The sequence below is a fragment of the Micromonospora sp. A200 genome, assembly GCF_029893845.1.
GTDB lineage: Bacteria > Actinomycetota > Actinomycetes > Mycobacteriales > Micromonosporaceae > Micromonospora > Micromonospora purpureochromogenes.
In genome coordinates this window covers 347,420-371,213 of sequence record NZ_JARXXY010000002.1, presented here as the reverse complement: position 1 = coordinate 371,213, position 23,794 = coordinate 347,420, and the positions used below count along the sequence as shown (strand labels likewise).

19 protein-coding genes and 2 pseudogenes are annotated in these 23,794 nt (G+C 72.8%); 13 read left to right on the top strand and 8 right to left on the bottom strand.

Annotation, left to right across the window (positions count from 1 at the left end; genetic code table 11):
- Positions 1-548 (top strand): VOC family protein (locus tag M2302_RS03610; RefSeq protein ID WP_280836516.1); only part of this gene is annotated, 548 nt, incomplete at its 5' end.
- Positions 549-914: 366 nt separating this feature from the next.
- Here M2302_RS03610 and M2302_RS03605 read toward each other — a convergent pair.
- Positions 915-1,103 carry a DUF397 domain-containing protein gene (locus tag M2302_RS03605; protein ID WP_280836515.1) on the bottom strand — a complete coding sequence of 63 codons (189 nt, stop codon included), beginning with the start codon at positions 1,101-1,103 and terminating at the stop codon, positions 915-917.
- A complete protein-coding gene (locus M2302_RS03600) occupies positions 1,090-1,887 on the bottom strand; it encodes a helix-turn-helix transcriptional regulator (protein WP_280836513.1) in 798 nt (265 codons plus the stop codon). The genes M2302_RS03605 and M2302_RS03600 overlap by 14 nt, the downstream gene beginning before the upstream one ends.
- 414 nt (positions 1,888-2,301) lie before the next feature.
- Between M2302_RS03600 and M2302_RS03595 the strand changes: the two genes are divergently transcribed.
- The 9 genes from M2302_RS03595 to M2302_RS03555 all read left to right on the top strand — a co-directional run bounded on the left by M2302_RS03595 (position 2,302) and on the right by M2302_RS03555 (position 13,802).
- A complete protein-coding gene (locus M2302_RS03595; RefSeq protein ID WP_280836512.1) occupies positions 2,302-2,601 on the top strand; it encodes a hypothetical protein in 300 nt (99 codons plus the stop codon).
- 29 nt (positions 2,602-2,630) lie between these two features.
- On the top strand, positions 2,631-2,849 hold the full coding sequence (locus M2302_RS03590) for a flavin reductase (RefSeq protein WP_280836511.1): 219 nt from the start codon (positions 2,631-2,633) through the stop codon (positions 2,847-2,849).
- Between the two features lie 347 nt (positions 2,850-3,196).
- Complete coding sequence (locus M2302_RS03585) at positions 3,197-4,789, top strand: amino acid permease (protein WP_280836510.1); 1,593 nt, start codon at positions 3,197-3,199, stop codon at positions 4,787-4,789.
- Positions 4,790-4,889: 100 nt separating this feature from the next.
- On the top strand, positions 4,890-6,254 hold the full coding sequence (locus M2302_RS03580; RefSeq protein WP_280836509.1) for a glutamine synthetase family protein: 1,365 nt from the start codon (positions 4,890-4,892) through the stop codon (positions 6,252-6,254).
- Positions 6,255-6,353: 99 nt separating this feature from the next.
- Positions 6,354-7,709 carry an aldehyde dehydrogenase family protein gene (locus tag M2302_RS03575; protein ID WP_348529398.1) on the top strand — a complete coding sequence of 452 codons (1,356 nt, stop codon included), beginning with the start codon at positions 6,354-6,356 and terminating at the stop codon, positions 7,707-7,709.
- Positions 7,710-7,714: 5 nt separating this feature from the next.
- Positions 7,715-8,482 carry a 3-oxoacyl-ACP reductase gene (locus M2302_RS03570; RefSeq protein ID WP_280836508.1) on the top strand — a complete coding sequence of 256 codons (768 nt, stop codon included), beginning with the start codon at positions 7,715-7,717 and terminating at the stop codon, positions 8,480-8,482.
- Positions 8,483-8,653: 171 nt separating this feature from the next.
- Positions 8,654-9,346 carry a gamma-glutamyl-gamma-aminobutyrate hydrolase family protein gene (locus M2302_RS03565; protein ID WP_280836506.1) on the top strand — a complete coding sequence of 231 codons (693 nt, stop codon included), beginning with the start codon at positions 8,654-8,656 and terminating at the stop codon, positions 9,344-9,346.
- Positions 9,347-9,394: 48 nt separating this feature from the next.
- Positions 9,395-9,946 carry a pyridoxamine 5'-phosphate oxidase family protein gene (locus tag M2302_RS03560; protein WP_280836505.1) on the top strand — a complete coding sequence of 184 codons (552 nt, stop codon included), beginning with the start codon at positions 9,395-9,397 and terminating at the stop codon, positions 9,944-9,946.
- Between the two features lie 187 nt (positions 9,947-10,133).
- Positions 10,134-13,802: a SpoIIE family protein phosphatase gene (locus M2302_RS03555; protein ID WP_280836504.1), complete on the top strand. Its 3,669-nt coding sequence runs from the start codon at positions 10,134-10,136 to the stop codon at positions 13,800-13,802.
- Positions 13,803-13,829: 27 nt separating this feature from the next.
- Here M2302_RS03555 and M2302_RS03550 read toward each other — a convergent pair whose 3' ends face one another.
- On the bottom strand, positions 13,830-14,144 hold the full coding sequence (locus tag M2302_RS03550; protein WP_280836503.1) for an STAS domain-containing protein: 315 nt from the start codon (positions 14,142-14,144) through the stop codon (positions 13,830-13,832).
- 95 nt (positions 14,145-14,239) lie between these two features.
- On the opposite strand from M2302_RS03550, the gene map reads away from it, so the two are divergent.
- Together map and M2302_RS03540 are read left to right on the top strand one after the other, a co-directional pair.
- Positions 14,240-15,097: a type I methionyl aminopeptidase gene (gene map / locus M2302_RS03545; protein ID WP_088963427.1), complete on the top strand. Its 858-nt coding sequence runs from the start codon at positions 14,240-14,242 to the stop codon at positions 15,095-15,097.
- A complete protein-coding gene (locus tag M2302_RS03540; RefSeq protein WP_280836502.1) occupies positions 15,094-15,810 on the top strand; it encodes a VIT1/CCC1 transporter family protein in 717 nt (238 codons plus the stop codon). The genes map and M2302_RS03540 overlap by 4 nt, the downstream gene beginning before the upstream one ends.
- A 126-nt stretch (positions 15,811-15,936) precedes the next feature.
- On the opposite strand, the gene M2302_RS03535 is transcribed toward M2302_RS03540, so the two are convergent.
- Positions 15,937-16,674 carry a nucleotidyltransferase domain-containing protein gene (locus M2302_RS03535; protein WP_280836501.1) on the bottom strand — a complete coding sequence of 246 codons (738 nt, stop codon included), beginning with the start codon at positions 16,672-16,674 and terminating at the stop codon, positions 15,937-15,939.
- 47 nt (positions 16,675-16,721) lie between these two features.
- Positions 16,722-16,904 (bottom strand): annotated as a pseudogene (locus M2302_RS03530) (hypothetical protein); the annotation flags it as partial.
- Positions 16,905-17,168: 264 nt separating this feature from the next.
- Between M2302_RS03530 and M2302_RS03525 the strand changes: the two are divergent.
- Positions 17,169-19,610: a low temperature requirement protein A gene (locus M2302_RS03525; protein WP_280836500.1), complete on the top strand. Its 2,442-nt coding sequence runs from the start codon at positions 17,169-17,171 to the stop codon at positions 19,608-19,610.
- 223 nt (positions 19,611-19,833) lie between these two features.
- Here M2302_RS03525 and M2302_RS03520 read toward each other — a convergent pair.
- From M2302_RS03520 to M2302_RS03510, 3 genes and pseudogenes are all read right to left on the bottom strand, one after another.
- Positions 19,834-19,929: pseudogene (locus M2302_RS03520) on the bottom strand (IS5/IS1182 family transposase); the annotation flags it as partial.
- Positions 19,930-20,292: 363 nt separating this feature from the next.
- Positions 20,293-23,022, bottom strand: coding sequence for an FtsX-like permease family protein (locus tag M2302_RS03515; protein ID WP_280836499.1), 2,730 nt, complete (start codon positions 23,020-23,022; stop codon positions 20,293-20,295).
- An 11-nt stretch (positions 23,023-23,033) separates the two neighbouring features.
- Complete coding sequence (locus M2302_RS03510) at positions 23,034-23,768, bottom strand: ABC transporter ATP-binding protein (RefSeq protein ID WP_280836498.1); 735 nt, start codon at positions 23,766-23,768, stop codon at positions 23,034-23,036.
- Between the last annotated feature and the right edge of the window lie 26 nt (positions 23,769-23,794).

The window sequence follows — 23,794 nt, the reverse complement described above, 5'->3', positions numbered from 1 at the left end:
CCGGCTTCGACCCTGAGCAGTCCTACGGCTCCTGCCTGGTCCTCACCTCGGACATCGAAGGACTGCACCGGGCGTTCGCCGGAGGCATGCGCGCCGCGTACGGGAAGGTTCTGGTGTCCGGAACGCCGCGCATGACCCGGCCTCGGGCGCGGAAGAACTCTGACGGGGTGAGCGGGTTCAGCGTCATCGACCCCGGCGGCAACTGGATCCGCGTCGTCCACCAGGCCGCCGCCCCTGAACCCACGCCAGCGGGGCGCCTGGCCAAGGCTCTGGCGAACGCTGTCGTGCAGGCCGATTCCAGGGGCGATGTCCGGCAGGCCGTCCGGATCCTCGACAGCGCACTGGCCCGCCCCCAGGCCGGGGACGATCCGGTCGCACAGATAGAGGTCCTCGTGTACCGCGCCGAACTCGCGGTGGTGCTGCACGACCTTGATACCGCAAGCGAGATGCTGGCCCGTGTCGAACGCGTCGAGCTGAACGCGGATGAATCAGAACGGGCGGCCTCCGCGTTCCAGAACGCCGCCGAACTCGCAACGGCGCTCAGGTGATTCGGCAACGCAGGCGAGTCTCTCCATCTCGGCGCGATCGTGCATCGAGCATCGGCCAGCCCTGCCAGCGCAGACGTGACGCCCGAGCAGGGTTCGTGCTTGGGTCAGGCATCCTTCGGAGTCGTGCCGACAAGGTCGGAGAGCTGGTGCGTCACGCGGTCGCCCTGGACCACGCGGGACGGGTTCGCCAGAATGAGGTGTTCGGCCCCTGGCAAGCCTCCGCCTGCTGAATGAACTGCCAAGTGCCCGAGGCCGTCCAGCCCGAACACCCGGACGTCGAGACCTGGACGCCGAAATGGGCGGGCCAGGCCGTCGGCACGGAGAAGCCCCCAGCATCGTGCTGGGGGCCCTCACTTGCGTTGGTGGTCAGCGCCGCTTGGCGAAGCCGACGAACGCCTTCCAGGTCGTCGGCTCGAAGGCGAGCACCGGGCCTGCCGGGTCCTTGCTGTCGCGAACGGCCACCATGTCGGGCAGATTGTCGGCCACCTCGACGCAGTCGCCACCGGCCGTGTTGCTCCGGGTGGACTTCCTCCACTGAGCGTTACTGAGGTCCATGCTGGCTCTCTACTTCCTTCATCAAGGCGACCGATAGGGCGCGCGGGAGGGCGACACCCCTCACGCTCTCCCATATCGCCAGAAGCGTAGCCACTCCAGCCTCGCCGTCGACTACGGAGCCAGCAAGCTGATTGTCCATGTGCCCCACCCAGTTCCCGTCCGCTGACCTGGCCAGCGCAAGTGGCCCGGACAGCCCGACGTGCAGCCCTGCGTCGCCTGGGATGACGTGGACGTGGATGTGGGGTAGTTCGGCCATGCGCAGCAAGTGCGCCAGCTGTTCGGCCATGATCGCGTCGGTGCGACGAAGAGCGGGCTCGTCGATGACGGCGACGACCTGGGGAGGGCGCTCGCGGGTCAGGATCTCCTGCCGCTCCATCCGTGAGGCCACCTGCTTCTCGACCTCGTCCTCCGGCTTCGTGTCGTCGAAGCGCAGCACCGCGCGGGCATAGTTCGCCGTCTGGAGCAGGCCGGGGATCAGGGTGGGATTGAAGTACCGGAGCTGAATGGCGGCGCGCTCAGCCTCCAACCATGGTCGAAACCATGAGGGCTGGCCTTCTCGTTGCGCCATCCGGAGCATGGACACGAACAGGCCATCGGTATCCAGCACTTCGTCGGCCCGCTTGGCATACGCCAGATCGAGCGGGCGGGTTCCGGTCTCCACAGCGGAGACCGTGGAGGCTGAGTAGTTGGCCCGCCGGCCGAACTCCTCCTGATTCATGCCGATCAGCGCCCGCTGCTTGCGGAGCTGTGCGCGGATCAGATCGACAGTCTGCTCACCTTCCATGGTTCCCCCAGGGATTTGTCAAGATCGCCAAGCGTCGCCAGATGCAGCACCAGGCCGCCAGACCGCCGCCGTGTCCGGGTTCAACGCCTTCCGACAGTAGTGCCGTCCTCAACAGACTGTCACTCATGCGGACCTGCTCGTCGCCGGACGGGGCTCGGGCGGGTTCTGCTGGGTCGCTCCCTTCCCCCGTACGGGAGCGGCCCCTTCCCACCTTTCCGAGGAGGTCGACGTGCGCAACCTGCTTCGCTGGTACCGGTGCCGGTCCAACGCCCTACCCCCACTGCCGAAGCGGGTACGCGGCACGAATCTGCCCGAGTGGATGCGCCAGCCAACCCGCCCCCTGCCGATGCAGGGTCCCGGCCGCGCCGGCAACCTGACGCCGGCTCAGCAGTTGCGGGCGAGGGGCGGTTTTTCGTGAGGGCGCTCGACGTCCGAAACGGCCGGATGATCGGCGGGCACCTCGCCTACAGCCCGCACTGGGTCTGCGAGACCTGCGGCGACCCGTGGCCCTGCCGGGCCTTCCGGTCGATACCCAGGGAACGGCTGGACACGGCCAACCTGATCTCGATCATGTCGCTGCTGATGGGGACGGCCATCCGCGACCTGCGCGGCAGGCCCGAGGGACCGGAGCCGCCCGAGATCGTGAAGCGCTTCCTCTGGTTCCTGCCCCTGAACGACGAGGAGGCGCGGGCCATCGCGTTGCGGATGCGCTGATGTGCCGCCGGCCGATTCCGCACGCCCCCATGCGTCCGCTCTGGCGGTGCCGTAACTGCGCAGCCGAGTGGCCCTGCCAGCCGGCGCGGCTTGCCCTCCTCGTCGAGTACCGGGACGACCGGACCGGGCTGCTGGTCTACCTGGGTGGGCTGATGGTCGAGGCGAGCGACCAGCTCGGTCAGCTCCACTCACAGACCGGGCTCGACCTCACCCAGCGCTTCCTCGCCTGGGCCAGGGCCCGCGGCTGACCACCCTCCCACCCGAATGAGGAGAGCCCGGTGGCCCGGCCCTTCTCGCCGAAGCGGAACCGCCCGGACGGAAGGGGCGGCGGCGCGGGGCCCCCGTCGGGTACGGCGGATCGCCGTACGAGTGAGAGAGAGGTGAGCGCCCCGCGCCGCCGCGGACCGGGCGTTGCCGAGCGCCCGGGGAAGGCCCGTCGCGATCGGGCCTGGTCACGGGCTCAAGCATGCCGCCGGGCCGCCCCGGTCGGCAACGCAATTTGCGGAGTTCGGGACCTGCGACGGATTGACCGCGGTGATCCACGGGACGAGACTCGGGCGCACTCGTACCGGGGATCACCTCAGGGAGGTGTGCTGTGGCCACGACGCCCTCGCCGACCGCCGAGCAACCGATGGACGACGACGCCCGACGGCTCGCCGAACTCGGTTACCAGCAGGAGCTGCGCCGCAAGTGGAGCGGCTTCTCCAACTTCGCCATTTCGTTCTCGATCATCTCGATCCTGGCCGGCTGCTTCACCACCTTCGGCCAGGCGTGGAACAACGGCGGCCCGGTCGCCATCTCCTGGGGCTGGCCGCTGATCTCGCTGTTCATCCTGATCATCGGCTTCTGCCTGGCCGAGCTGGTCTCGGCGTACCCGACGGCGGGCGGCATCTACTGGTGGGCGGCGAAGATGGGCCGCCCGGTGCACGGCTGGTTCACCGGCTGGCTCAACCTGATCGGGCTGGTCGCCGTCACCGCCTCGGTGGACTACGGCTGCGCGACCTTCCTCAACCTGACCCTGTCGGCGCTCTTCGACGGCTGGGCGGGGACGCTGCGCCAGGCGTTCCTGCTCTTCGTGATCATCCTGGTGCTGCACGGGCTGATCAACATCTTCGGGCACCGGATCATCGACGTGCTCCAGAACGTCTCCGTCTGGTGGCACGTGGCCGGCGCGACGGCCGTGGTGGCGATCCTGCTGCTGGTGCCGGACGACCACCAGAGCTTCAAGTTCGTCTTCACCGAGCGGTTCAACAACTCCGGCTTCGGCGACGGCGACACCGGCGGGTTGACCTTCTGGTTCTACGTGCTCCCACTGGGCTTCCTGCTCACCCAGTACACGATCACCGGCTTCGACGCCTGCGCGCACGTCTCCGAGGAGACCCGGGGCGCGTCGCAGGCCGCCGCCAAGGGACTCTGGCGGTCGATCTTCTATTCCGCGGTCGGCGGCTGGATCCTGCTGCTGGCCTTCCTCTTCGCCGCCACCGACGTCGACGCGATCAACGAGGCCGGCGGGTTCTCCGGGGCGATCTTCGAGACCGCGCTGACGCCGTTTTTCTTCAAGGCCGTCATCATCATCTCCACCATCGGCCAGTTCTTCTGCGGGATGAGCTGCGTGACCTCGATGAGCCGGATGACGTACGCGTTCAGCCGGGACCGCGCGGTGCCCGGCTGGCGGCTCTGGTCGAAGGTGGACCGCAACGGCACCCCCGCCAACGCGATCATCGGCGCCACCCTGGCCGGGCTGGTGCTCACCCTGCCCGCCCTCTACGAGAGCCCGTCCGGCATCCCGGTCGCCTTCTACGCCGTGGTCTCGGTGGCGGTGATCGGGCTCTACCTGTCGTTCGTCATCCCGATCGCGCTGCGGCTGCGGATGGGGGACCGGTTCCAGCCCGGTCCGTGGACGCTGGGCCCGAAGTACAAGCTGCTCGGCTGGATCGCGGTGATCGAGATCGCCGTCATCTCGGTCTACTTCGTGCTGCCGATCGTCCCCGCCGGGGTGCCCGGCAACGCCGACTTCAGCTGGTCGGCGGTGAACTACGCGCCGCTCGCCGTGGGCGGGGTGCTGCTGCTGGTCGCCGTCTGGTGGTACGCCTCGGCCCGGAAGTGGTTCACCGGCCCCCGCCGTACCGTCGACCTGCCGGCGCCGCGAGCGGCCACCGACGCCGCGCGGGCCGACGAGCCGGCCTGACCACGGACTCGGCTCCGGGCCCCGGGTTTGCCGGGGCCCGGAGCGGGGGCATTGACGGTGATCCGCTAGGCCGGTAGACCTTGGTGATGGAGGCTCGCCGATGAGGAAAGCTCCGCTCACGCTGGAAGAACTGCGAGTCGCCATCCGGGGCGGCGAGATCGACACGGTGGTGCTGGCCCTGACCGACATGCAGGGCCGGTTGCAGGGCAAGCGGTTCCACGCCCCCTTCTTCCTGGACGAGGTGGTCCGGCACGGCAGCGAGGGCTGCAACTACCTGCTCGCGGTCGACGTCGACATGAACACCGTCGACGGGTACGCCATGTCGAGCTGGGAACGCGGCTACGGCGACTTCGCCATGCGGCCGGACCTGGCCACCCTGCGCCGGGTGCCCTGGCAGCCGGGCACCGCGATGCTGCTGGCCGACCTGGAGTGGCTGGACGCCTCCGGGCCGGTGGTCGCCTCGCCCCGGCAGATCCTGCGCCGCCAGCTCGACCGGCTGGCCGCGCACGGGCTGACCGCGTACGCCGGCACCGAGCTGGAGTTCGTGCTCTTCCGCGACTCCTACGAGGACGCGTGGCGGCGCGGCTACCGCGAGCTGACCCCGGCCAACCAGTACAACGTTGACTACTCGCTGCTCGGCACCGCCCGGGTCGAGCCGCTGCTGCGCCGCATCCGCACCGAGATGGCCGGCGCGGGGCTGACCCCGGAGAGCGCCAAGGGCGAGTGCAACCTCGGCCAGCACGAGATCGCCTTCCGGTACGACGAGGCGGTGGCCTGTGCCGACCACCACGTCATCTACAAGAACGGGGCCAAGGAGATCGCCGCCCAGGAGGGCATGTCGATCACCTTCATGGCCAAGCCGAACGCCCGCGAGGGCAACTCCTGCCACATCCACTTCTCGCTGCGCGACGCCGACGGCCGCTCCGCGATGCTCGGCGACGGGCCCGCCCACCTGTCGGTGACCGGGCAGCGGGTGCTGGCCGGGCTGCTCGACACCATGCGCGAGCTGAGCCTCTTCTTCGCCCCGAACGTCAACTCCTACAAGCGCTACCAGCCCGGCTCGTTCGCCCCGACCGCGCTGCGCTGGGGCACCGACAACCGCACCTGCGCGCTGCGGCTGGTGGGCCACGGGCAGGGGATGCGGGTGGAGAACCGGGTGCCCGGCGCGGACGTCAACCCGTACCTGGCGATCGCCGCCCTGGTGGCCGGGGCGGTGCACGGCATCGAACGGGAGCTGGAGCTGGGCGAGGAGTGCAGCGGCAACGCGTACGACGACCCGGCCGCCGAGCGGGTCCCCGCCACCCTCCGCGACGCCCGCACCCTCTGGGAGTCCTCCGCCGTGGCGAAGGACGCCTTCGGCGACGAGGTGGTCGCCCACTACGCCAACCAGGCGAAGGTCGAACTGGCCGCCTTCGACGCCGCCGTGACGGACTGGGAACTCGTCCGTGGCTTCGAACGCCTCTGAGGCCGCCCGCCCCGGCCGCTCGTCGGGCCGGCGCGGGACCGGCGCGACGCGCCGGGACGACAGCTGCGCAGACACCGTGGAGAGGGCAGGGTGGGACGGGTGACCGACGTGCGGAACCCGGCGACCGGGGAGATCCTGCGAAAGGTGCCGGCCAGCTCGCCGGCGGAGGTGGACGCGGCGATCGAGCGGGCCGCGCGGGCGTACGAGAGGTGGCGGGGCGTGGCGCCGGGCGACCGGGCGCGGCTGCTGCGCCGGTTCGCCGCGGTGGTGGACGCGCACCTCGAGGAGCTGGCCCGGCTGGAGGTGCACAACGCCGGGCACACCATCGGCAACGCCCGCTGGGAGGCGGGCAACGTCCGGGACGTGCTCGACTACTACGCCGGCGCCCCGGAGCGGTTGACCGGCCGGCAGATCCCGGTGCCGGGCGGGCTGGACGTCACCTTCCACGAGCCGCTCGGCGTGGTCGGGGTGATCGTGCCGTGGAACTTCCCCATGCCGATCGCCGGCTGGGGCTTCGCCCCGGCGCTCGCCGCCGGCAACACGGTGGTGCTCAAGCCCGCCGAGCTGACCCCGCTGACCGCGCTGCGGCTGGGCGAGCTGGCGGTCGAGGCGGGCCTGCCCGAGGGGGTGTTCACCGTGCTGCCGGGGCAGGGCGGCGTGGTGGGGGAGCGGTTCGTCACCCACCCGGCCGTGCGCAAGGTCTGCTTCACCGGTTCCACGGAGGTCGGCACCCGGATCATGGCCGGCTGCGCCGAACAGGTGAAGCGGGTGACCCTGGAGCTGGGCGGCAAGAGCGCCAACCTGGTCTTCGCCGACGCGGACCTGGCGAAGGCGGCGGCCACCGCGCCGTACGCGGTCTTCGACAACGCCGGCCAGGACTGCTGCGCCCGCTCCCGGATCCTGGTCCAGCGCAGCGCGTACGACCGCTTCCTCGAACTCTTCGAACCGGCCGTGCGCGCCTTCCGGGTGGCCGACCCGGCCGCCGAGAGCACCGAGATGGGGCCGCTGATCTCGGCCGCGCACCGGGACCGGGTCGCCGGGTACGTCGACGGCGCGAAGGTCGCCTTCACCGGCTCGTGCCCCGACGGCCCCGGCTACTGGCACGCCCCGACGGTGCTGCTCGCCGAGTCGCCGGCCGACCGGCACTGGCGGGAGGAGGTCTTCGGGCCGGTGGTGTCGGTGCTCCCGTTCGACGACGAGGCCGACGCCGTGCGGCTGGCCAACGACACCGAGTACGGCCTGTCCGGGTCGGTCTGGACCCGGGACGTCGGCCGGGCGCTGCGGGTGGCCCGCGCCGTCGAGTCGGGCAACCTGAGCGTCAACTCGCACTCCTCGGTGCGGTACTGGACCCCGTTCGGCGGGATGAAGCGCTCCGGCCTCGGCCGTGAGCTGGGCCCGGACGCGTTGCACGCCTTCACCGACGTCAAGAACGTGTTCATCAGCACAGAGGAGTGACGAGCGTGCAGGGACGACTTCAGGACCGGGTGGCCGTGGTGACCGGGGCGGGCAGCGGGATCGGGCTGGCCACCGTGCGGCGCTTCGCCGCCGAGGGCGCGCGGGTGGTCTGCGTCGACATCGACACCGAGGCCGGTAAGCGGGCGGCCGACGACGTCGGCGGCGAGTTCGTCGCCTGCGACGTGGCCGACGAGGCGTCCGTCCGGGACCTCTTCGACGGCGTGGTGCAGCGGCACGGCCGGGTCGACGTTGCGTTCAACAACGCGGGCATCTCCCCGCCCGACGACGACTCCATCCTGGAGACCGGCCTGGACGCCTGGGAGCGGGTGCTGCGGGTCAACACCACCAGCGTCTACCTCTGCTGCAAGTACGTCATCCCGCACATGCGCCGGCAGGGCAAGGGTTCGATCATCAACACCGCCTCCTTCGTCGCGCTGATGGGGGCGGCCACCTCGCAGATCGCGTACACGGCGAGCAAGGGCGGGGTGCTGGCGATGACCCGGGAGTTGGGCGTGCAGTTCGCCCGGGAGGGGATCCGGGTCAACGCGCTCTGCCCCGGCCCGGTCGCCACCCCGCTGCTGCTGGAGCTCTTCGCCGCCGACCCGGAGCGGGCCGCCCGTCGGCTGGTGCACGTGCCAATGGGGCGGTTCGGCGCTCCGGAGGAGATCGCCGCCGCGGTCGCCTTCCTGGCCAGCGACGACGCGTCGTTCATGACCGCCGCGCAGTTCGTGGTGGACGGCGGCATCACCGGCGCGTACGTCACCCCACTGTGAGCGCGAGGAGTGAGCCGGGTCTGCGAGCCCCGCAGTCGCGAACGGTGCCGGCCCGGTGAGCGCGAGGAGTGAGCCGGGTCTGCGAGCCCCGCAGTCGCGAACGGCCGGCCCGGTGAGCGCGAGGAGTGAGCCGGGTCTGCGAGCCCCGCAGTCGCGAACGGTGCCGGCCCGGTGAGCCGCCCGCTGATCGGGATCAGCGCGTACGTGGAGCCCGCCGCCTGGGCGGTGTGGCGGGACGTGCCGGCGACCCTGGTGCCGCAGGCGTACGTCCGGGCGGTCAGCGCGGCCGGCGGCCGGGCCGTGGTGCTGCCCCCGGACGACGTGGACGCCGATGTGGTCCGGGTGCTCGACGGGCTGGTCCTGGCCGGCGGCGCCGACGTCGCCCCGGAGCGGTACGACCAGCCGCCCGACCCGCGTACCGAGCCCCGGCCGGACCGGGACGCCGGCGAGCTGGCGCTGCTCGCCGGCGCGCTCGCCGCCGACCTGCCGGTGCTGGGGATCTGTCGGGGTCTGCAGTTGTTGGTGGTCGCCCACGGCGGGGTGCTGCACCAGCACCTGCCGGACGTGGTCGGCCACGACCGGCACCGCCCGGCCCCGGGCCGGTACGGCGCGCACCCGGTCCGGTTCGCGCCGGGCAGCCTGGCCGGGGCGGTGATGGCCGGCGTGGACCGGGTCAACTCCTACCACCATCAGGGGGTCGCCGACCCGGGGCGGTTGGTCGCCACCGGCTGGGCGGACGACGGGGTCGTCGAGGCGGTCGAGGACCGGCGTCGGCGCTTCCTGCTCGGGGTGCAGTGGCACCCGGAGAACGAGGCCGACCCGCGCCCGGTCACCGCCCTGGTCCGGGCCGCCCGTTCCAACTGACGGGAACGGGCGTCCCACTGTTCGGCGACGGGTGCGAGGATGACCGGCATGGGGAAGGTGTATCCGGAGATCGGCGGACGGCTGCGGGAGTTCATCGAGGCGCAGCCGGTGTTCTTCGTGGCCTCCGCCCCGTCCGGGCCGGACGGGCACGTCAACGTCTCGCCCAAGGGGATGCGCGGCACCTTCCTCGTCGTCGACCCGTTGACCGTGGCCTGGCTGGACTACCACGGCAGCGGCGCGGAGACCCTGGCCCACCTGCGGGAGAACGGGCGGGTCACCGTCATGTTCTGCGCCTTCACCGGCCCGCCCAAGATTGTCCGGTTGCACGGCCGGGGCGTCACCACCCCGCTCACCGACCCGGGCTTCCCGGCCCGGCTCGCCGGCTTCCCCGACCCGCCCGACCCGCATGCCGTCCGCAGCGTGGTGACGGTCGCCGTCGACCGGGTCAGCGACTCCTGCGGGTACGCGGTGCCGCTGATGGACTACCGCGGCGAACGCGACCTGTTGATCGAGTGGGGTTCCCGCCGCACGGACGAGGATCTGGCGGCGTACCGGAGCAGGAAGAACGCCGCCAGCATCGACGGCCTGCCGGTCTTCTGACCCGCCGCCCCGGCAAGCCGGGCCCGCTCCGGGCGAGCGGTCCGCCGCCGGTGACGGCAGGATGAGATTCAGGTAACCAGCGTCCGTTGGGGCCGATGCGTTACGTTGCTGATCCGTCTGGGTAGAAGGCGGGGCACGGCCGGTGAACGCCGAGGCGTCGCGGGGCACGGCCGTAGCGGGAGGGTGCATGAGCTCGGCCCAGGTGGGCGAGGGCGAGCGGAACTCGTCGGGTCGGTCCGGCGACGGCTCACTCCCTCCGCAGCTCGCCGAGGCGTTCGCGGCCGGTGGCGAGATGGGCCGGAGGCTGGCCGGGTACGACTGGTCCCGCACCCCCCTCGGCACCCCCGACACCTGGCCCGCGGCGCTGCGCCACGCGGTCAGCATGATGCTCGCCTCCCGCGCCCAGATCGCGATGTTCTGGGGCACGGACCACCGGACCTTCTACAACGACGCCTATCTGCCCACCATCGGCACCAAGCACCCGGGTGTCATCGGCCAGCCGGCCCGGGAGCACTGGACCGAGACCTGGGACGTGCTCGGCCCGGTGCTGGACGGCGTGCTGCGCACGGGTGAGCCGTACCACGGTGAGGACCACCCCTTCGTCATCGACCGGCAGGGCTTCGTCGAGGAGGTCTTCTTCGACGTCTCGTACGACCCGATCCGGGCGGCCGACGGGCGGGTCGAAGGGGTCTTCTGCTTCGTGAACGAGACCACCGGCCGGGTGCTCGGCGAGCGCCGGCTCCGGGCGCTGGCCGAGCTGGGCTCCCGGCTCGGCGAGGCGCGCACCGGGGCGGAGGTGGGCCGGATCGCCGCCGAGGTGCTCGACGGGTACCGCTCCGACATCCCCTTCGCCCGCGTCCGGCTCTACGACGGCACGGGTCAGCTCGCGCTGGCCGCGTGCAGCGGCACCGGCCCCGGGAACATCCCGGCCGAGGCGCCGCCCGCGCTGCTGCGGGTCGCCGAGGAGGGCGTCGCCGCCGAGATCGACGTGGCCGACCTGTTCGGCACGGTGCCGCCGGAGGCCGCCGACCGGGCCCTGGTGCTGCCGCTGACCGCCACCAACGAGCCGGCCGGGGTGCTGGTCGTCGGCGTCTCCCGGCGGCTGTTCCTCGGTGACGAGTACCGCAACTTCTTCGACCTGGTCGCCGCGCAGATCTCCCGCGCCGTCGGGCAGCAGCGGGCGTACGCCCAGGAGCGGGCCCGCGCCGCCGAGCTGGCCGCGCTCGACCGGGCCAAGACCAACTTCTTCGCCAACGTCAGCCACGAGTTCCGCACCCCGCTGACCCTGGTCCTCGGGCCGCTGGAGGAGATGCTCGCCGATCCGGCGCTGCCCGCGGCGTACACCGACCGGCTGACGGTGATGCACCGCAACGCGCTGCGCCTGCTCAAGCTGGTCAACACGGTGCTCGACTTCTCCCGGCTGGAGTCTGGCCGGCTGGCCGCCCACTACCAGCCCACCGACCTGGCCGACTACACCTCCCGGCTGGTGAGCACCTTCCGCTCGGCCGCCGCGCGGGCCGGGCTGAGCCTGGTGGTCGACTGCCCGCCGCTGCCCGGGCCGGTCTTCGTCGACCGGGACATGTGGGAGAAGATCGTCCTCAACCTGGTGTCGAACGCGCTGAAGTTCACCTTCGACGGCGAGATCCGGGTGCGGATCCGGGCGGTCGACGGCGTCGCCCGGCTGGAGGTCAGCGACACCGGCGTCGGCATCGTGCCCGGGGAGCTGCCGCACGTCTTCGAGCGCTTCCACCGGGTGCCCGGCGTGCGCTCGCGCACCCACGAGGGCACCGGGATCGGCCTGGCGCTGGTCCGCGAGCTGGTCGAGATGCACGGCGGCCGGGTGGTGGTGAGCAGCCGGGTGGACGAGGGCAGCACGTTCACCGTGACGGTCCCGTTCGGCTCCGCGCACCTGCCCGCCGACCGGGTCGCCAGCGGCGCGCCGGCCCCGCTGGCCGAGCCGCAGCAGGCCCGGCTCTACGTCGCGGAGACCGCGATCTGGGGCGACGGCGGCGACGTCGCGCACCCGCCGAAGCCGGACGACCGGGCGGTGACCGCCGGCACCGGCCGGATCCTGCTCGCCGACGACAATGCCGACCTGCGCGAACACGTCACCCGACTGCTCGGCCCGTCGTACGACGTGGTGGCGGTGCCCGACGGCGTGGCAGCGCTCGAACAGGCGATGGAGAGCTCCTTCGACCTGGTGCTGACCGACGTGATGATGCCCCGGCTGGACGGCTTCGGCCTGGTCACGGCGCTGCGGGCGAACCCGCGGACCCGGCACGTGCCGATCGTGCTGCTCTCCGCCCGGGCCGGCGCCGCCGAGGCGGTCGCCGGGCTCTCCGTCGGCGCCGACGACTACCTGACCAAGCCCTTCTCCGGGCAGGAGCTGATCGCCCGGGTCCGGGCCAACGTCGAGCTGGGCCAGCTGCGCGGTGAGATCATCCGCCGGCTCCGGGCGCTTGCCGACGCGGCGGTGGCGGTCAACACGGCCCGGTCCACCGCCGAGGTGGTGCAGGTCGCCGCCCGGCACGCGCTCAGCCTGGTCGAGGCGGCCCGGGTGCTCGTCACCACCGCCGGCGCCCGCCACGAGGTCGACGCCGGCGGGACCGTCCCGGCCGAGCCGTCGCGCGTGCTGCCGCTGACCGGCACCGCCGGCGCGCAGCTCGGCGAGCTGCGGGTGTGGCACCGCGAGGGCAACGGCACCGAGCAGGCCGCGCTCACCGAACTGGCCCGCCTGGTCGGGGTACGCCTGGAGAACGCCCAGCTCTACGAGGCCGAGCACCGTATCGCCACCACCCTCCAGCACAGCCTGCTGCCCCGGACGCTGCCCCAGCTGCCCGGCGCGGTGGTGGCCAGCCGCTACCTGCCCGGCAGCGCCGACGTGGAGGTCGGCGGCGACTGGTACGACGTGATCGGGGTCGCCGACGGCGAGGTCGTGCTGGTCATCGGCGACGTGGTCGGCAAGGGCGTCCAGGCCGCCGCCGCGATGGGCCAGCTGCGTAACGGGTTGCGGGCGTACCTGCTGGAGGGCTACGACCCGGGGGAGTCGCTGACCCGGCTGAACCGGCTGGTCGGCTCGACCGAGCGCCAGTCCTTCGCCACCGTCGTGTGCCTCTGGTTCTCCCCGCGCACCGGCCGGCTGCGGTACGCCAGCGCCGGCCATCCGTCCCCCCTGCTGATCCGAGGAGACGACGTGGCGTTCCTGCACGAGGCGGCGCTCGGTCCGCCCATCGGCGCCATCGCCGGCACCACGTACCGCACCGTCGAGGGCGAACTGGCCCCCGGTGGCCGGCTGCTGCTCTACACCGACGGGCTGGTCGAGGACCGGCAGGTGGGCATCGACGAGGCGTTGGCCCAGCTCCGCCGGGACGCCGCCGTCCGGGGCGAGCATGTCGCCGACCTGGTCGACGCCGTGGTGGAGCGGGTCGCCGAGCGGACCCGGCACGACGACGTCGCGGTGCTGGCGCTGGAGGCCGTCGAGCTCAACCGGTTCGCGCTGCGGCTGCCGGCCGACCCGACCCGGCTCAGCGTGCTGCGCAAGCGGCTGGAGGACTTCCTGGTCGCCCACCGGGTCGGCGAGACCGACCTGTTCGACCTGACCGTGGCGGTCTCCGAGGCCGCCGCGAACGCGATCGAGCACCCGGTGGCGCCCACCGACCCGACGATCAGCGTCGAGGTGACCATCGCCGACCGGACGGTGGTGGCGACGGTGCGCGACAGCGGCCAGTGGCGCGAGTCGACCGGGGCGGGCTTCCGCGGCCGGGGGTTGGCGCTGATCCAGGCGCTGGGCGAGCTGACGGTCAGCCGGGGCGAGGACGGGACGGAAGTGCGACTGACCCGACGGCTGCGGGACTGAGGCCGGCCCCCGGGCACCCGGCGCCGGTCAGTCCCGGCGCAGCCAGTCCTGCTCGCCGAGGCCGGCGATCTCCAGCACCCGGGCGACCTGCCGGGACGGCAGCACGGCCAGCCGGCCGGGAACGCGCTGGGCGAGCCGGACGACGGCGTGGATGGCGGCCGAGTCGAAGAACGTCACGGCCCGCAGGTCCAGCGTGACCCGCCCGGCGGGCTCGCGCAGGGCGGCCTGGAACATCGTGTCGGCGGTCGCCATGTCGACCTCGCCGGTCACCACGACGTGGAGGTGGTCGCCGTCGAGCTCCGCGCTCGCGGAGAAGACGGGAGGTGCTCCTCCTTGATCCACGCAGCCACAATGGCACAGCCGTATGCGCACGGCAACAACCGTCGCGGCCCGGCCGTGGCGGGGGTCACCGCAGGGCTCGGCGATAGGCTGTCGCCATGACCGTCCGTGCGCCGCTGACCCCAGGCACGCTCTCCCCGTGGCGAGCGGTTCCTGGCCACATCGTCCGTCCGGAGTACGTGGGCAAGAAGCGTCCGCAGGAGTGGCGTGGCTCGCACGTGCAGACCCCGGAGACCATCGAGAAGATGCGGGTCGCCGGTCGGCTCGCCGCCCAGGCGACCCAGCTCGCCGGCGAGCACTGCAAGCCGGGGGTGACCACCGACGAGATCGACCGGGTGGTGCACGAGTTCCTCGTCGACCACGGCGCCTACCCGTCGACCCTGGGCTACAAGGGCTTCCCGAAGTCCTGCTGCACCAGCCTCAACGAGGTGATCTGCCACGGCATCCCCGACTCCACCGTGCTCCAGGACGGCGACATCATCAACGTCGACGTCACGGCGTACCTGGACGGGGTGCACGGCGACACCGATGCGACGTTCTGCGTCGGGGAGGTCGGCGAGGAGGCCCGGCTGCTGGTCGAGCGCACCCACGAGGCGATGATGCGCGGCATCAAGGCGGTCAAGCCCGGCCGTCAGATCAACGTGATCGGCCGGGTCATCGAGTCGTACGCCAAGCGGTTCGGCTACGGCGTGGTGCGGGACTTCACCGGTCACGGCATCGGCGAGGCCTTCCACAGCGGCCTCTACGTGCCGCACTACGACAGCCCACGCCCGACCGACATCATGGAACCAGGGATGACGTTCACCGTCGAGCCGATGATCACCCTCGGCACCTACCAGTACGACATGTGGGACGACGGCTGGACGGTCGTCACCAAGGACCGCAGGTGGACGGCCCAGTTCGAGCACACCATCGTCGTCACCGACGACGGTTACGAGATCCTGACCCTGCCGTGACCGAGACCCCGGCCGCGTTGCGCGAGGCGCACCACGCGGACGTGTCCGGCGGCTGGCTGCGCCCGGCCGTCTTCGGCGCGATGGACGGGCTGGTCACCAACATCGCCCTGATCGCGGGCGTCGGCGGCGGTGGCGTCTCCCCGCGCAGCATCGTGCTCACCGGCACCGCCGGCCTGGTCGCCGGCGCCATCTCGATGGGGCTGGGGGAGTACACCAGCGTCCGCTCGGCCAACGAGCAGGTCGCCGCCGAGGTGGCCAAGGAACGGCGCGAGCTGGAGCGGCACCCCGAGGCGGAGGCCCGCGAGCTGGCCGACGCGTGGGTCGCCCGGGGCCTGCCCCGCGACCTCGCCACCCAGGTCGCCGAGGCGGTCCGGCGCAACCCGGAGGAGGCGCTGCGGATGCACGTCCGGGAGGAACTGGGCGTCGACCCCGACGAGCAGCCCAACCCCTGGTCGGCGGCGACCTCGTCGTTCCTCTGCTTCTCGGTCGGGGCACTGGTGCCGCTGCTGACCTACCTGCTCGGTTTCACCAGCCTCTGGCTGGCGCTCGGCGTCGGTGCGGTGGGGCTCTTCGTGGCCGGGGCGATCGTCGCCCGGTTCACCAACCGCCCCTGGTGGACCAGCGGCCTGCGCCAACTCCTGCTCGGCACCGCCGCCGCCGCGGCCACCTACCTCGTCGGCGCCCTCATCGGCATCCAGGGCGGCCTCAGCTAACCCCCTTCCGGCCCCTCCCAGCGCGCACTTCCCGAGAAAGAGTGGCTATTCCGCGTCGGATAGCCACTCTTTCCGTGAAAGAGGGCGCACGGGAACACGGGCGGTGGGTGGGGTGGGGTGGGGTGGTTAGGTGGTGAGGAGGTCGTCGACGGTGCCGTCGACGGGGCGGCCGCGGGCGGCCAGTTCGTCGGCCTGCCGGCGCAGCACCGCGCCCACCTCGGTCATGTCCGCGCCCGCCAGCCCGGTACGCCGGACCGCGTCGCCGGGATCGCGGAAGTAGGTGCGGGTGAGCAGCCCGGTCACCGTGGCCGCCGCCAGCCGCGCCTCGCCGAGCATCAGCAGCGCCTGGTCGGTCTCGTACCACTCGGCTAGCCGGGCCGCCCGGGCGTGCGCCGCGCAGCCCCGGTACCAGGCCTGCCGGGCGGCGGTGCTGAACTCCGCCGGGCGGGCCCGGGCCAACCGGCCCAGGTGCTCGTCGCGCAGGGTGCGCAGCCAGCCGGTCGGGTCGTACAGGGCGGTGGTGGTGACGTACCGGTCAGCGGTCAACGGCCAGAGCGCGGTCAGCGCCCGGGCCTGCCGCAGGTACTCCTCCGCGCCGGCCACGGTGAGGTCGACCAGCACGCCGTCCACCCGCCGGGTCGACGGCTCCGGGCCGACCCCGGCCCGGTAGGTGGCCAGCAGCAGACCGACCTCCCGGTCCCCGCCGCCGTCGTCGTCGCCGTGCGCCAACGGGCCGTGCACCGCCACCGCCAGGATGTCCGCCGGGAACCGCCGCCGGGCCGCCTCGGCCACCCGTTCGGCGACCCGCCACCGTGGATCGTCGAGGTGCTCCTCGGCGCCGATCTCGGTGCTGCTGACGCCCACCGGGTACCACCTCCGTCACGGTTCGCGCACCGTCGGTACACCGCACCCTAGCCAGCGCCGGCCGTCGCGCCGGGCCGCCGCGCCCGGGTCAGTCCGGCGCGTCGCCCGGCCGGTCCGCCGGTCGGCACCAGCCGGAAGATCCGGATCTCCCGGCCGCCGGCCCGCTCGACGTACGTCCGGTACGCCGGCCACTCGGTGACCAGCAGGCGCCACAGCCGGTCCCGCTCGGCGGAGGGAGCAGCGCCACCGACTGGGCGGGGGAATCATTCTCGGTGCGGTCCGGTGTGGAACCGCTTTCCCGATCACGCGGGGCTGTGGAACCTGCGGCTCAGTTGGCCTGTGCCGGCGTGCCCGCCAGAAGGCAGCGGCCCGCTGGCCCGCGGGACGAAACATTCGCCGAGCTCCCCTCACGGGCCGGACCACGTCGGGGGCATCGACGATGGCATTACCCGGTTTCCACTCCTGAACCACGACGTCGTAGGCACAGTAGGTGGGTGACCGGCGGCGGTGAGGAGGTGGCCTCGCAGGGCGCATTCGGCGCCGGTGGACGGATGAAGGCCGCGACGCACGGCGGGGTGACGCGCTCGGAGCTCTTCCTGGATCTGGTCTTCGTCTACGCCTTCCTCAACGTCACCCATCTCATGGCGGAACGCCCGGCCCTGGACGGGGTGCTTCAGGGAGCGCTGGTGGTGGCGCTGATCTGGCGCAGTTGGGCCTGGTACGCATGGGTGGGAAACCTGGTCCGGCTCGACCGCGGAGCCCGGCCGATCGCGGTGTTCGCGGCGGCGATCACGATCCTGCTCGTCGCCGTCGCCATTCCGGAGGTCTTCGTCGATCATCCCTCTGGGCTGATCGGGCCGCTCGTATTCGTCATCGGATTACTGGCGGCCCGGGTCGGGTCCCTGGTGATCGTCTCGCGTGCCCGGAGCGGCAAGGAGGGGTCGTGGACCCCGGCCGCACGCGCCTGGCTGCCGCTGGCCGGCAGCCTTCCGCTGCTGCTGTGCGCAGTCCTGCTGCCTTACCACCTCCCACCCGGACGCGACACGGAAGCCCTGCAGCTTGTGCTCTTCGCGGTCGCGATCGTCATCGACTACCTGGGGCTGCGGGCACCGGGCGTCGGCACGTGGCAGCTGACGTCGGTGCGGCACTGGGCCGAGCGGCACAACTTGATCATGCTCATCGCGCTTGGTGAGACGATCATCTCGATCGGGACGAGTCGCGGCTTCGGCGGCGGCGATCCGATCACCTGGTCCCTGCTCGGCGGGTCGGCGCTCGGACTCGTCGTCGTGGCGTTCCTGTGGTGGGCGTACTTCGACATCGCGTCGCCCGCCGGCGAGCAGGCGCTGGAGTCCACCCCACCGCACGAGCGGTCACGCCGCGCCCGCGACGCCTACACATTGCTACACCTGCCGATGATCGCCGGGCTCATCCTGGTGGCGTTCGGGCTCAAGAAAGCGCTCGGCGGGACGCCCGTCGGTCACCCTGACCGGTGGGCCGTGCCGGACCTGGCGGCTCTTTACGGCGGTGTGGTCCTGTATCTGCTCGGGTTGGTGGCGTTCGAGTGGCGCACCGTCCGGCGGGTCGGCCGTGGTCCCGTGCTCTGCCTCGTCCTCGTGGCGCTTCTGGTTGTGCCGGCCCGCGGCTTGACCGCTCTGGGGTCGCTCACGCTCCTCGCCGGCGCGCTGGTCTGTGTGGTGGTGGCCCATGTGACGGTGCTGCGGCGCCGCCACCGCCAGCTGCATCGCGCCGTCGCGGTGACGGCTGGCCGAGAGGTGGATGCCACCCCCGAGGAGCTCTTCCTTGATCTGGTCTTCGTGTACGCGTTCATCCAGGTCACCGTGCTGATGACCCGGCACCCGTCGCTGATCGGGGTGCTGCAGGGGCTGGCCGTCCTGGCGTTGCTGTGGTGGTCGTGGGTCAACTACACCTGGTTCACCATGACGATCCGCAGTGCGGGGAACGCGCTGCGACTCGTCGTCCTCGTCGCGGTGGCGCTGACCCTGATGCTCGGCGTTGCCACACCCCAGACGTTTGACTACGTCCCCGGAGGCTTACCCGGGCCGCTGATCGTCGTCGCCTCGTACGCGGCGGTGCGGTTGCTGCACCTGGTGTCGTTCTGGTGGGTGCTCCGCCACGACGACGCCCTCCGCGCCATCGTCGTGCGAGCGGCGGTACCGACCGGCGTGGGGATAAGCCTGCTGCTGTGCGCGGTGTTGACCGCGCCGGGCACCGGCGATCCGCTCACACCGATCACCACACTCTGGTGGATCGCCGCCATTGCCATCGACGTGGGCGGTGGATACCTCATCGGGTCCCGCAACTGGCGGTTGCGCTCGGTCAGCCGATGGATGGGCCGCTTCAACCTGATCATCCTCATCGCGCTCGGCCAGGCGGTCATCTCCACCGGCATCGCCGTCGGCGACCCACCTGTCTCGATGCCCACCTTCGTCGCCGTCGCCCTCAGCGCTGCCCTGATATCTGCGCTGTGGTGGACCTACGTCGGCAGCGACGTCGTCGTCGCTCAACGGTTCATCGAGCTCCGCACCAACCGCCAACGGGGCGCCTTGGCCCGGGACGCCTACGCGTACCTGCACCTGTTTCTCGTCGTCGGCCTCGTGCTGGTCGCTTTCGGGTTGCGCACGACCCTGCCGAAGCCGGGACAGGACCTCGGCGCACCGGCGATGGTCGGGCAGGCGGCCCTGGCGTGCGGAATCGTCGTCTACCTCCTCGCCGACCACCTCATCTGGCGACGGGCGCGGCGTCCAGTAGGCGGCCGCCGCGCAGCGAACCTGGTCGTTGCCGCGTTGGCCCCGCTAACGATACTGGTATCGATTCTGTGGGCGCTGATCGTGCTCACCCTGTTGCTGTTCGCCGCGCACCTGGTCGGACGCGCGGCCATCCCGCCAGTGGAGACGGCGGTCGGCGACAGGACGTGAGCCGTGCGCGACACAGGCAGCGCGAAGCCCGATCCGGCCGCGTACGAGTGGATCACCCCACCGCCGGTCGAGCTGTCCCCGCATCCGGCCGGACGCGACGGTGTCCGCGAGGACCGGGACTGCGACGGTGCTCGCCGCGATCACCGTGACCCTGGCGATGACCGTGGCGGCACCGCCCACGGAGAGCGCGCCGGTCGAGCGGGGCTTGGTACATGAACTGGCGCTTGTCGTACCTGGTCGCGACGGCGCGGAACTGTTTGAGCTTGTTGATGCACTGCTCGGCGGTGTTCCGCTGTTTGTAGCGGTCGGCGTCGAACGACGGTGGCCGCCCGCCGCGTGAGCCCTTACTGCGGCGGGCGGCCTGCTGATCGGCCTTGACCGGGATGGTCGCCCGGATACCCGCCGCGCCACGTGCTCGCGGATACTTCGATTCGAATACGCCTTGTCGGCCAGCAGATGCCCCGGGCGGGTGCGTGGCCGGCCGATGCCCGAACGGTGCACGCGGATGCCGCCCAACAGCGTGTCGAAGGCGGTGCAGTCGCGGCGCTGCCCGGCGGTCAGCGTGGTCACGATCGGCCGGCACCGCAGGTCGGCGACCAGGTGCAGCTTCGTGGTCGACCCGCCGCGGGACCGGCCGATCGCTATTTACCGCAACCCATCACCTTGATCCACGCGACACGCTCTAGTCCAGCCGTCGCTCCACCGCCAGCCGGGACCGGGTGAACAGGCCCGCGCCGAGCATCGCCACCAGCGGCACCACCACCAGCACCCCGAGGGTCGGCCAGGGCACCACCACCGGGTACGGCGTCTCCATCGGCCAGGCCTCGGCGTACTGGCGGTTGACCGAGGTCAGGATGATCACCGCCGAGCCGAGGCCGGCCACGATGCCCAGCACCGAGCCGAGACCGGCGATCACTCCGGCCTGGCAGAGGGAGAGCATGCGGCGTACCCCCGGACTGGCGCCGACGGCGGCGAGCGTGGACAGGTCCCGGCGGCCCTCCGCGGCGGCGAGCCCGGTGGCCGTGCCGGCCGCGCCCAGGGTGATCACGCCGGCGCCGAGCGCCAGCAGGAGCAGCAGCGGTCGCTGGTCCGACGCCGGCGGCCCCGACTCCACCTCGACCAGCACCGGGACCAGCGACCGCAGCTCGGCGGCGAGACGCCGCTGCTGGGCGGCGCTCGGCGTGCCGTCGGTCTGCACCGCGTAGCCGAGGTGTTCGGCGGCCAGGCCGAGCCTCGTCGCCGTCGGGGCGGAGAGCACCAGCCGGTCGACCGGCAGGCCACCGCGCAGCACGTACCCGGGGACGGCGACGGTGGTGCTCACCGGCGGACCGGAACCCTCGGACGCCCGGTCGGCCGTCACCGCCACCGTCCCGTCCACCAGGTACCGCGGGTCGGTCACCACCACGCCGCCGGCCCGCAGCACGGCTGTCGCCCGCGCCACCTCGTCCGGCGGGGCGTCGGTGAGCGCCGGCAGGGCGGCCCCGTCGTCCACCAGCACCGGCAGGTACATCCCCTGTGGACTGGGCGTCGGCCGTCGGCAGCGCGGATCCGCCAGGGCCCGCTGCCGGATGGCGGCCGACCGGAACACCTCCGCCTCGAACGGGCAGACCTGCTCGGGCGGCAGCATCGCGGTGACCGTGCAGTAGTCGTCGGGCTCGCGGGGCGCCGCGCAGATCGGCACGTCGACCGGGCCGAGCGAGCCGGCGGGGAGCACGGCCCGCACCCGGTCGGCGACCGCGGGCACCGGCGGCAGGCCCGCCTCGTTCGCCGGCCCGGACCGCAGCAGCAGCACGTGACCGGGCGGGACGCCGGGCCGCCAGTCGGCGCGGGTGCGGGCGTCGTCGCTGGCGACGTAGACGCCGAGGGCGACGCTGCCGGCGACCGCGGCCATCACCGCGGAGATGGCCGGGCCCGCGGAGGAGCGGTTGCGGCTGGCGTCGCGCAGCGCGATCCGCGGCGCCAGCGGCAGCGCCCGGCCGGCCCGGGCGAGCAGCCCGATCAGCGTGGGAGTGGCGAAGACCAGCCCCAGCTCGCCGAGGGTCAGCCCGGCGAGGATCACCGTCGGCCCGCTCCGCTGCGCCCCGAACGCGGCGATCGCGGACCCGACGACGGTCAGCGCCGCGCCGAGCACGAGCCAGCGGCGGCGGTGCGGCGGAACGGTGCGCCGTCCGGCCAGGCCCGCCACCACGTCCTGCCGGGCCGCGGCCCAGGCCGGGGCGAGCGCGGCCAGCACCCCGGCCAGCACGGCCACCGCCGCGATCAGGGCCAGCGCCGCCGGGAAGACCCGGTAGCCGCCGGCGCGGGCACCGAAGAGGTACTGCTCGACCAGCGGCCGGCCGGCGAACGCGGCGGCGATGCCGAGCGCGAGCCCGAGCGCCGCCCCGCCGACGCCCAGCACCACCCCGTCGGCGAGCACGATCCGGCGCAGGTGGGCCTCGTCGCCACCGGCCACCGCCACCAGGGCGAGGTCCCGGCGTCGCCGGCGGACGCCGACGGCGAAGGCCGGCCCGACCATCAGCACGACCTCCAGCAGGCCGAGCCCGCCGACCAGCACCAACGTGCCGGTCTCCTCGGCGTCGCCCGGGACCGGCGTACGGGTCGAGTCGGCTTCGACGACGGCCGCGCCGGGGACCGGTGTCCGCGCGCTGATCGTGATGCCGTGCGCGTTGAGCCGGTCGGTCAGTGTCGCGTCCACCGGTCCCGGCAGGTCGACCAGCCAGCTCTCCTCCGCCGCGCTCTCCGGCGGAAGCGCCGCCCCCGGGTGCAGCGCGGCCACCTCGGTCAGGTCGTCGGGGAACTCCACCACGCCGACCACCGCGTAGCTCCGGGAGCCGTCGGCCAGGCTCACCCGTTCGCCCACCTCGGCTCCGAGGCGGCGCAACGCCCGGACGCTGACCGCGATCTCGTCGGGGCCGGTGGGCGTCCGGCCGGCGCGCAGCCGGGCCGTCGAGCGGGCGAGCGGGTCGGCCAGGTCGAGCGACCGGCCGTTGAGGGCCACGAGTTCGTCGTCGACGCGTACCTCGAACGGCACCCACCAGCGCACCCGGGCGATCCGGCTGCCGGCCGGCAGCAGCGCGACGACCTCCTCGGCGGTGACCTGGCGGCTGCGCGGCTTGTCGTTCCCGATCGGGTACGTGTTGTCGCCCCACGGGTCCTGCGTCACCGCGGTGTCGGCGGTCCAGCGCAGCTCGGCGTCGGCGGCGCCGAGTCGCTGCGCGGCGCGTTCGCCGCGGGTGAGCGCGGCCATGTCGTAGCTGACCGCGACGAAGGTCAGCGCCAGCACCGGCAGCGTGATCATCGCCAGCACCAGCGCGGTACGCCCCCGCGCCCGGCGCGCCTCCCGGCGGGCGATCCGCAGCGCGGCCCGCCACGACCCGACCACCCCGGCGACGCGCCCGTTGCCGCGTGGCACCGGCGACCGCCTCACCGACCGCTGCCGGAGAGCAGTTGCTCGACACCGCCCAGCGGCGCGGTCGAGTCGACCATCACCCCGTCGCGCAGGAAGACCACCCGGTCGGCCCAGCCGGCGTGCCGGGCCTCGTGGGTGACCAGCACGCCGGCCGCCCCCGCGTCGACCCGGCGGCGCAGCAGGTGCAGCACCGCCTCCCCGGTCTGCGAGTCCAGCGCCCCGGTCGGCTCGTCGGCCAGCACCAGCCGGCGCTCGCCCACCAGCGCCCGGGCGATCGCCACCCGCTGCTGCTGGCCGCCGGACATCTGGTCGGGGAAGCGCCCGCCGAGCCCGGTCAACCCCACCTCGTCCAGCGCGGCCAGCGCCGCCCGGCGCGCCGGCCGGACGCCGACGCCGTCGAGTTCGAGGGGGAGCGCCACGTTCTCCGCCGCGGTGAGGCTGCCGAGCAGGTTGAGGTCCTGGAAGACGTAGCCGATCCGGCGGCGGCGCAGCCGGGCCAGCTCGCGGCGGTCGAGCGCGCCCAGGGACTGGCCCTCGACCCACACCTCACCGGCGGTGGGGCTGTCCAGCCCGCCGGCCAGGGTCAGCAGGGTCGACTTGCCGGAGCCGGAGGGGCCCATCACGGCGACCAGCTCGCCCGGTTCGACGGTGAGGCTCACCCCCCGCAGCGCGTGCACGGCGGCCGCGCCCCCGCCGTGGGTGCGCTGCACCTCCCGCAGTTCGAGCACCGGACCGCCGGCCGCGTTCACCGCACGCCCGCCCGCTCGTGGTCGCC

What these genes read in the sequence shown, in the direction of transcription:
- M2302_RS03605 (WP_280836515.1), bottom strand. Translation starts at nt 1,103, where the DNA reads ATGGACCTCAGTAACGCTCAGTGGAGGAAGTCCACCCGGAGCAACACG.
- M2302_RS03600 (WP_280836513.1), bottom strand. Translation starts at nt 1,887, where the DNA reads ATGGAAGGTGAGCAGACTGTCGATCTGATCCGCGCACAGCTCCGCAAG.
- M2302_RS03590 (WP_280836511.1), top strand. Translation starts at nt 2,631, where the DNA reads ATGCGTCCGCTCTGGCGGTGCCGTAACTGCGCAGCCGAGTGGCCCTGC.
- M2302_RS03580 (WP_280836509.1), top strand. Translation starts at nt 4,890, where the DNA reads ATGAGGAAAGCTCCGCTCACGCTGGAAGAACTGCGAGTCGCCATCCGG.
- M2302_RS03560 (WP_280836505.1), top strand. Translation starts at nt 9,395, where the DNA reads ATGGGGAAGGTGTATCCGGAGATCGGCGGACGGCTGCGGGAGTTCATC.
- M2302_RS03555 (WP_280836504.1), top strand. Translation starts at nt 10,134, where the DNA reads ATGAGCTCGGCCCAGGTGGGCGAGGGCGAGCGGAACTCGTCGGGTCGG.
- map (WP_088963427.1), top strand. Translation starts at nt 14,240, where the DNA reads ATGACCGTCCGTGCGCCGCTGACCCCAGGCACGCTCTCCCCGTGGCGA.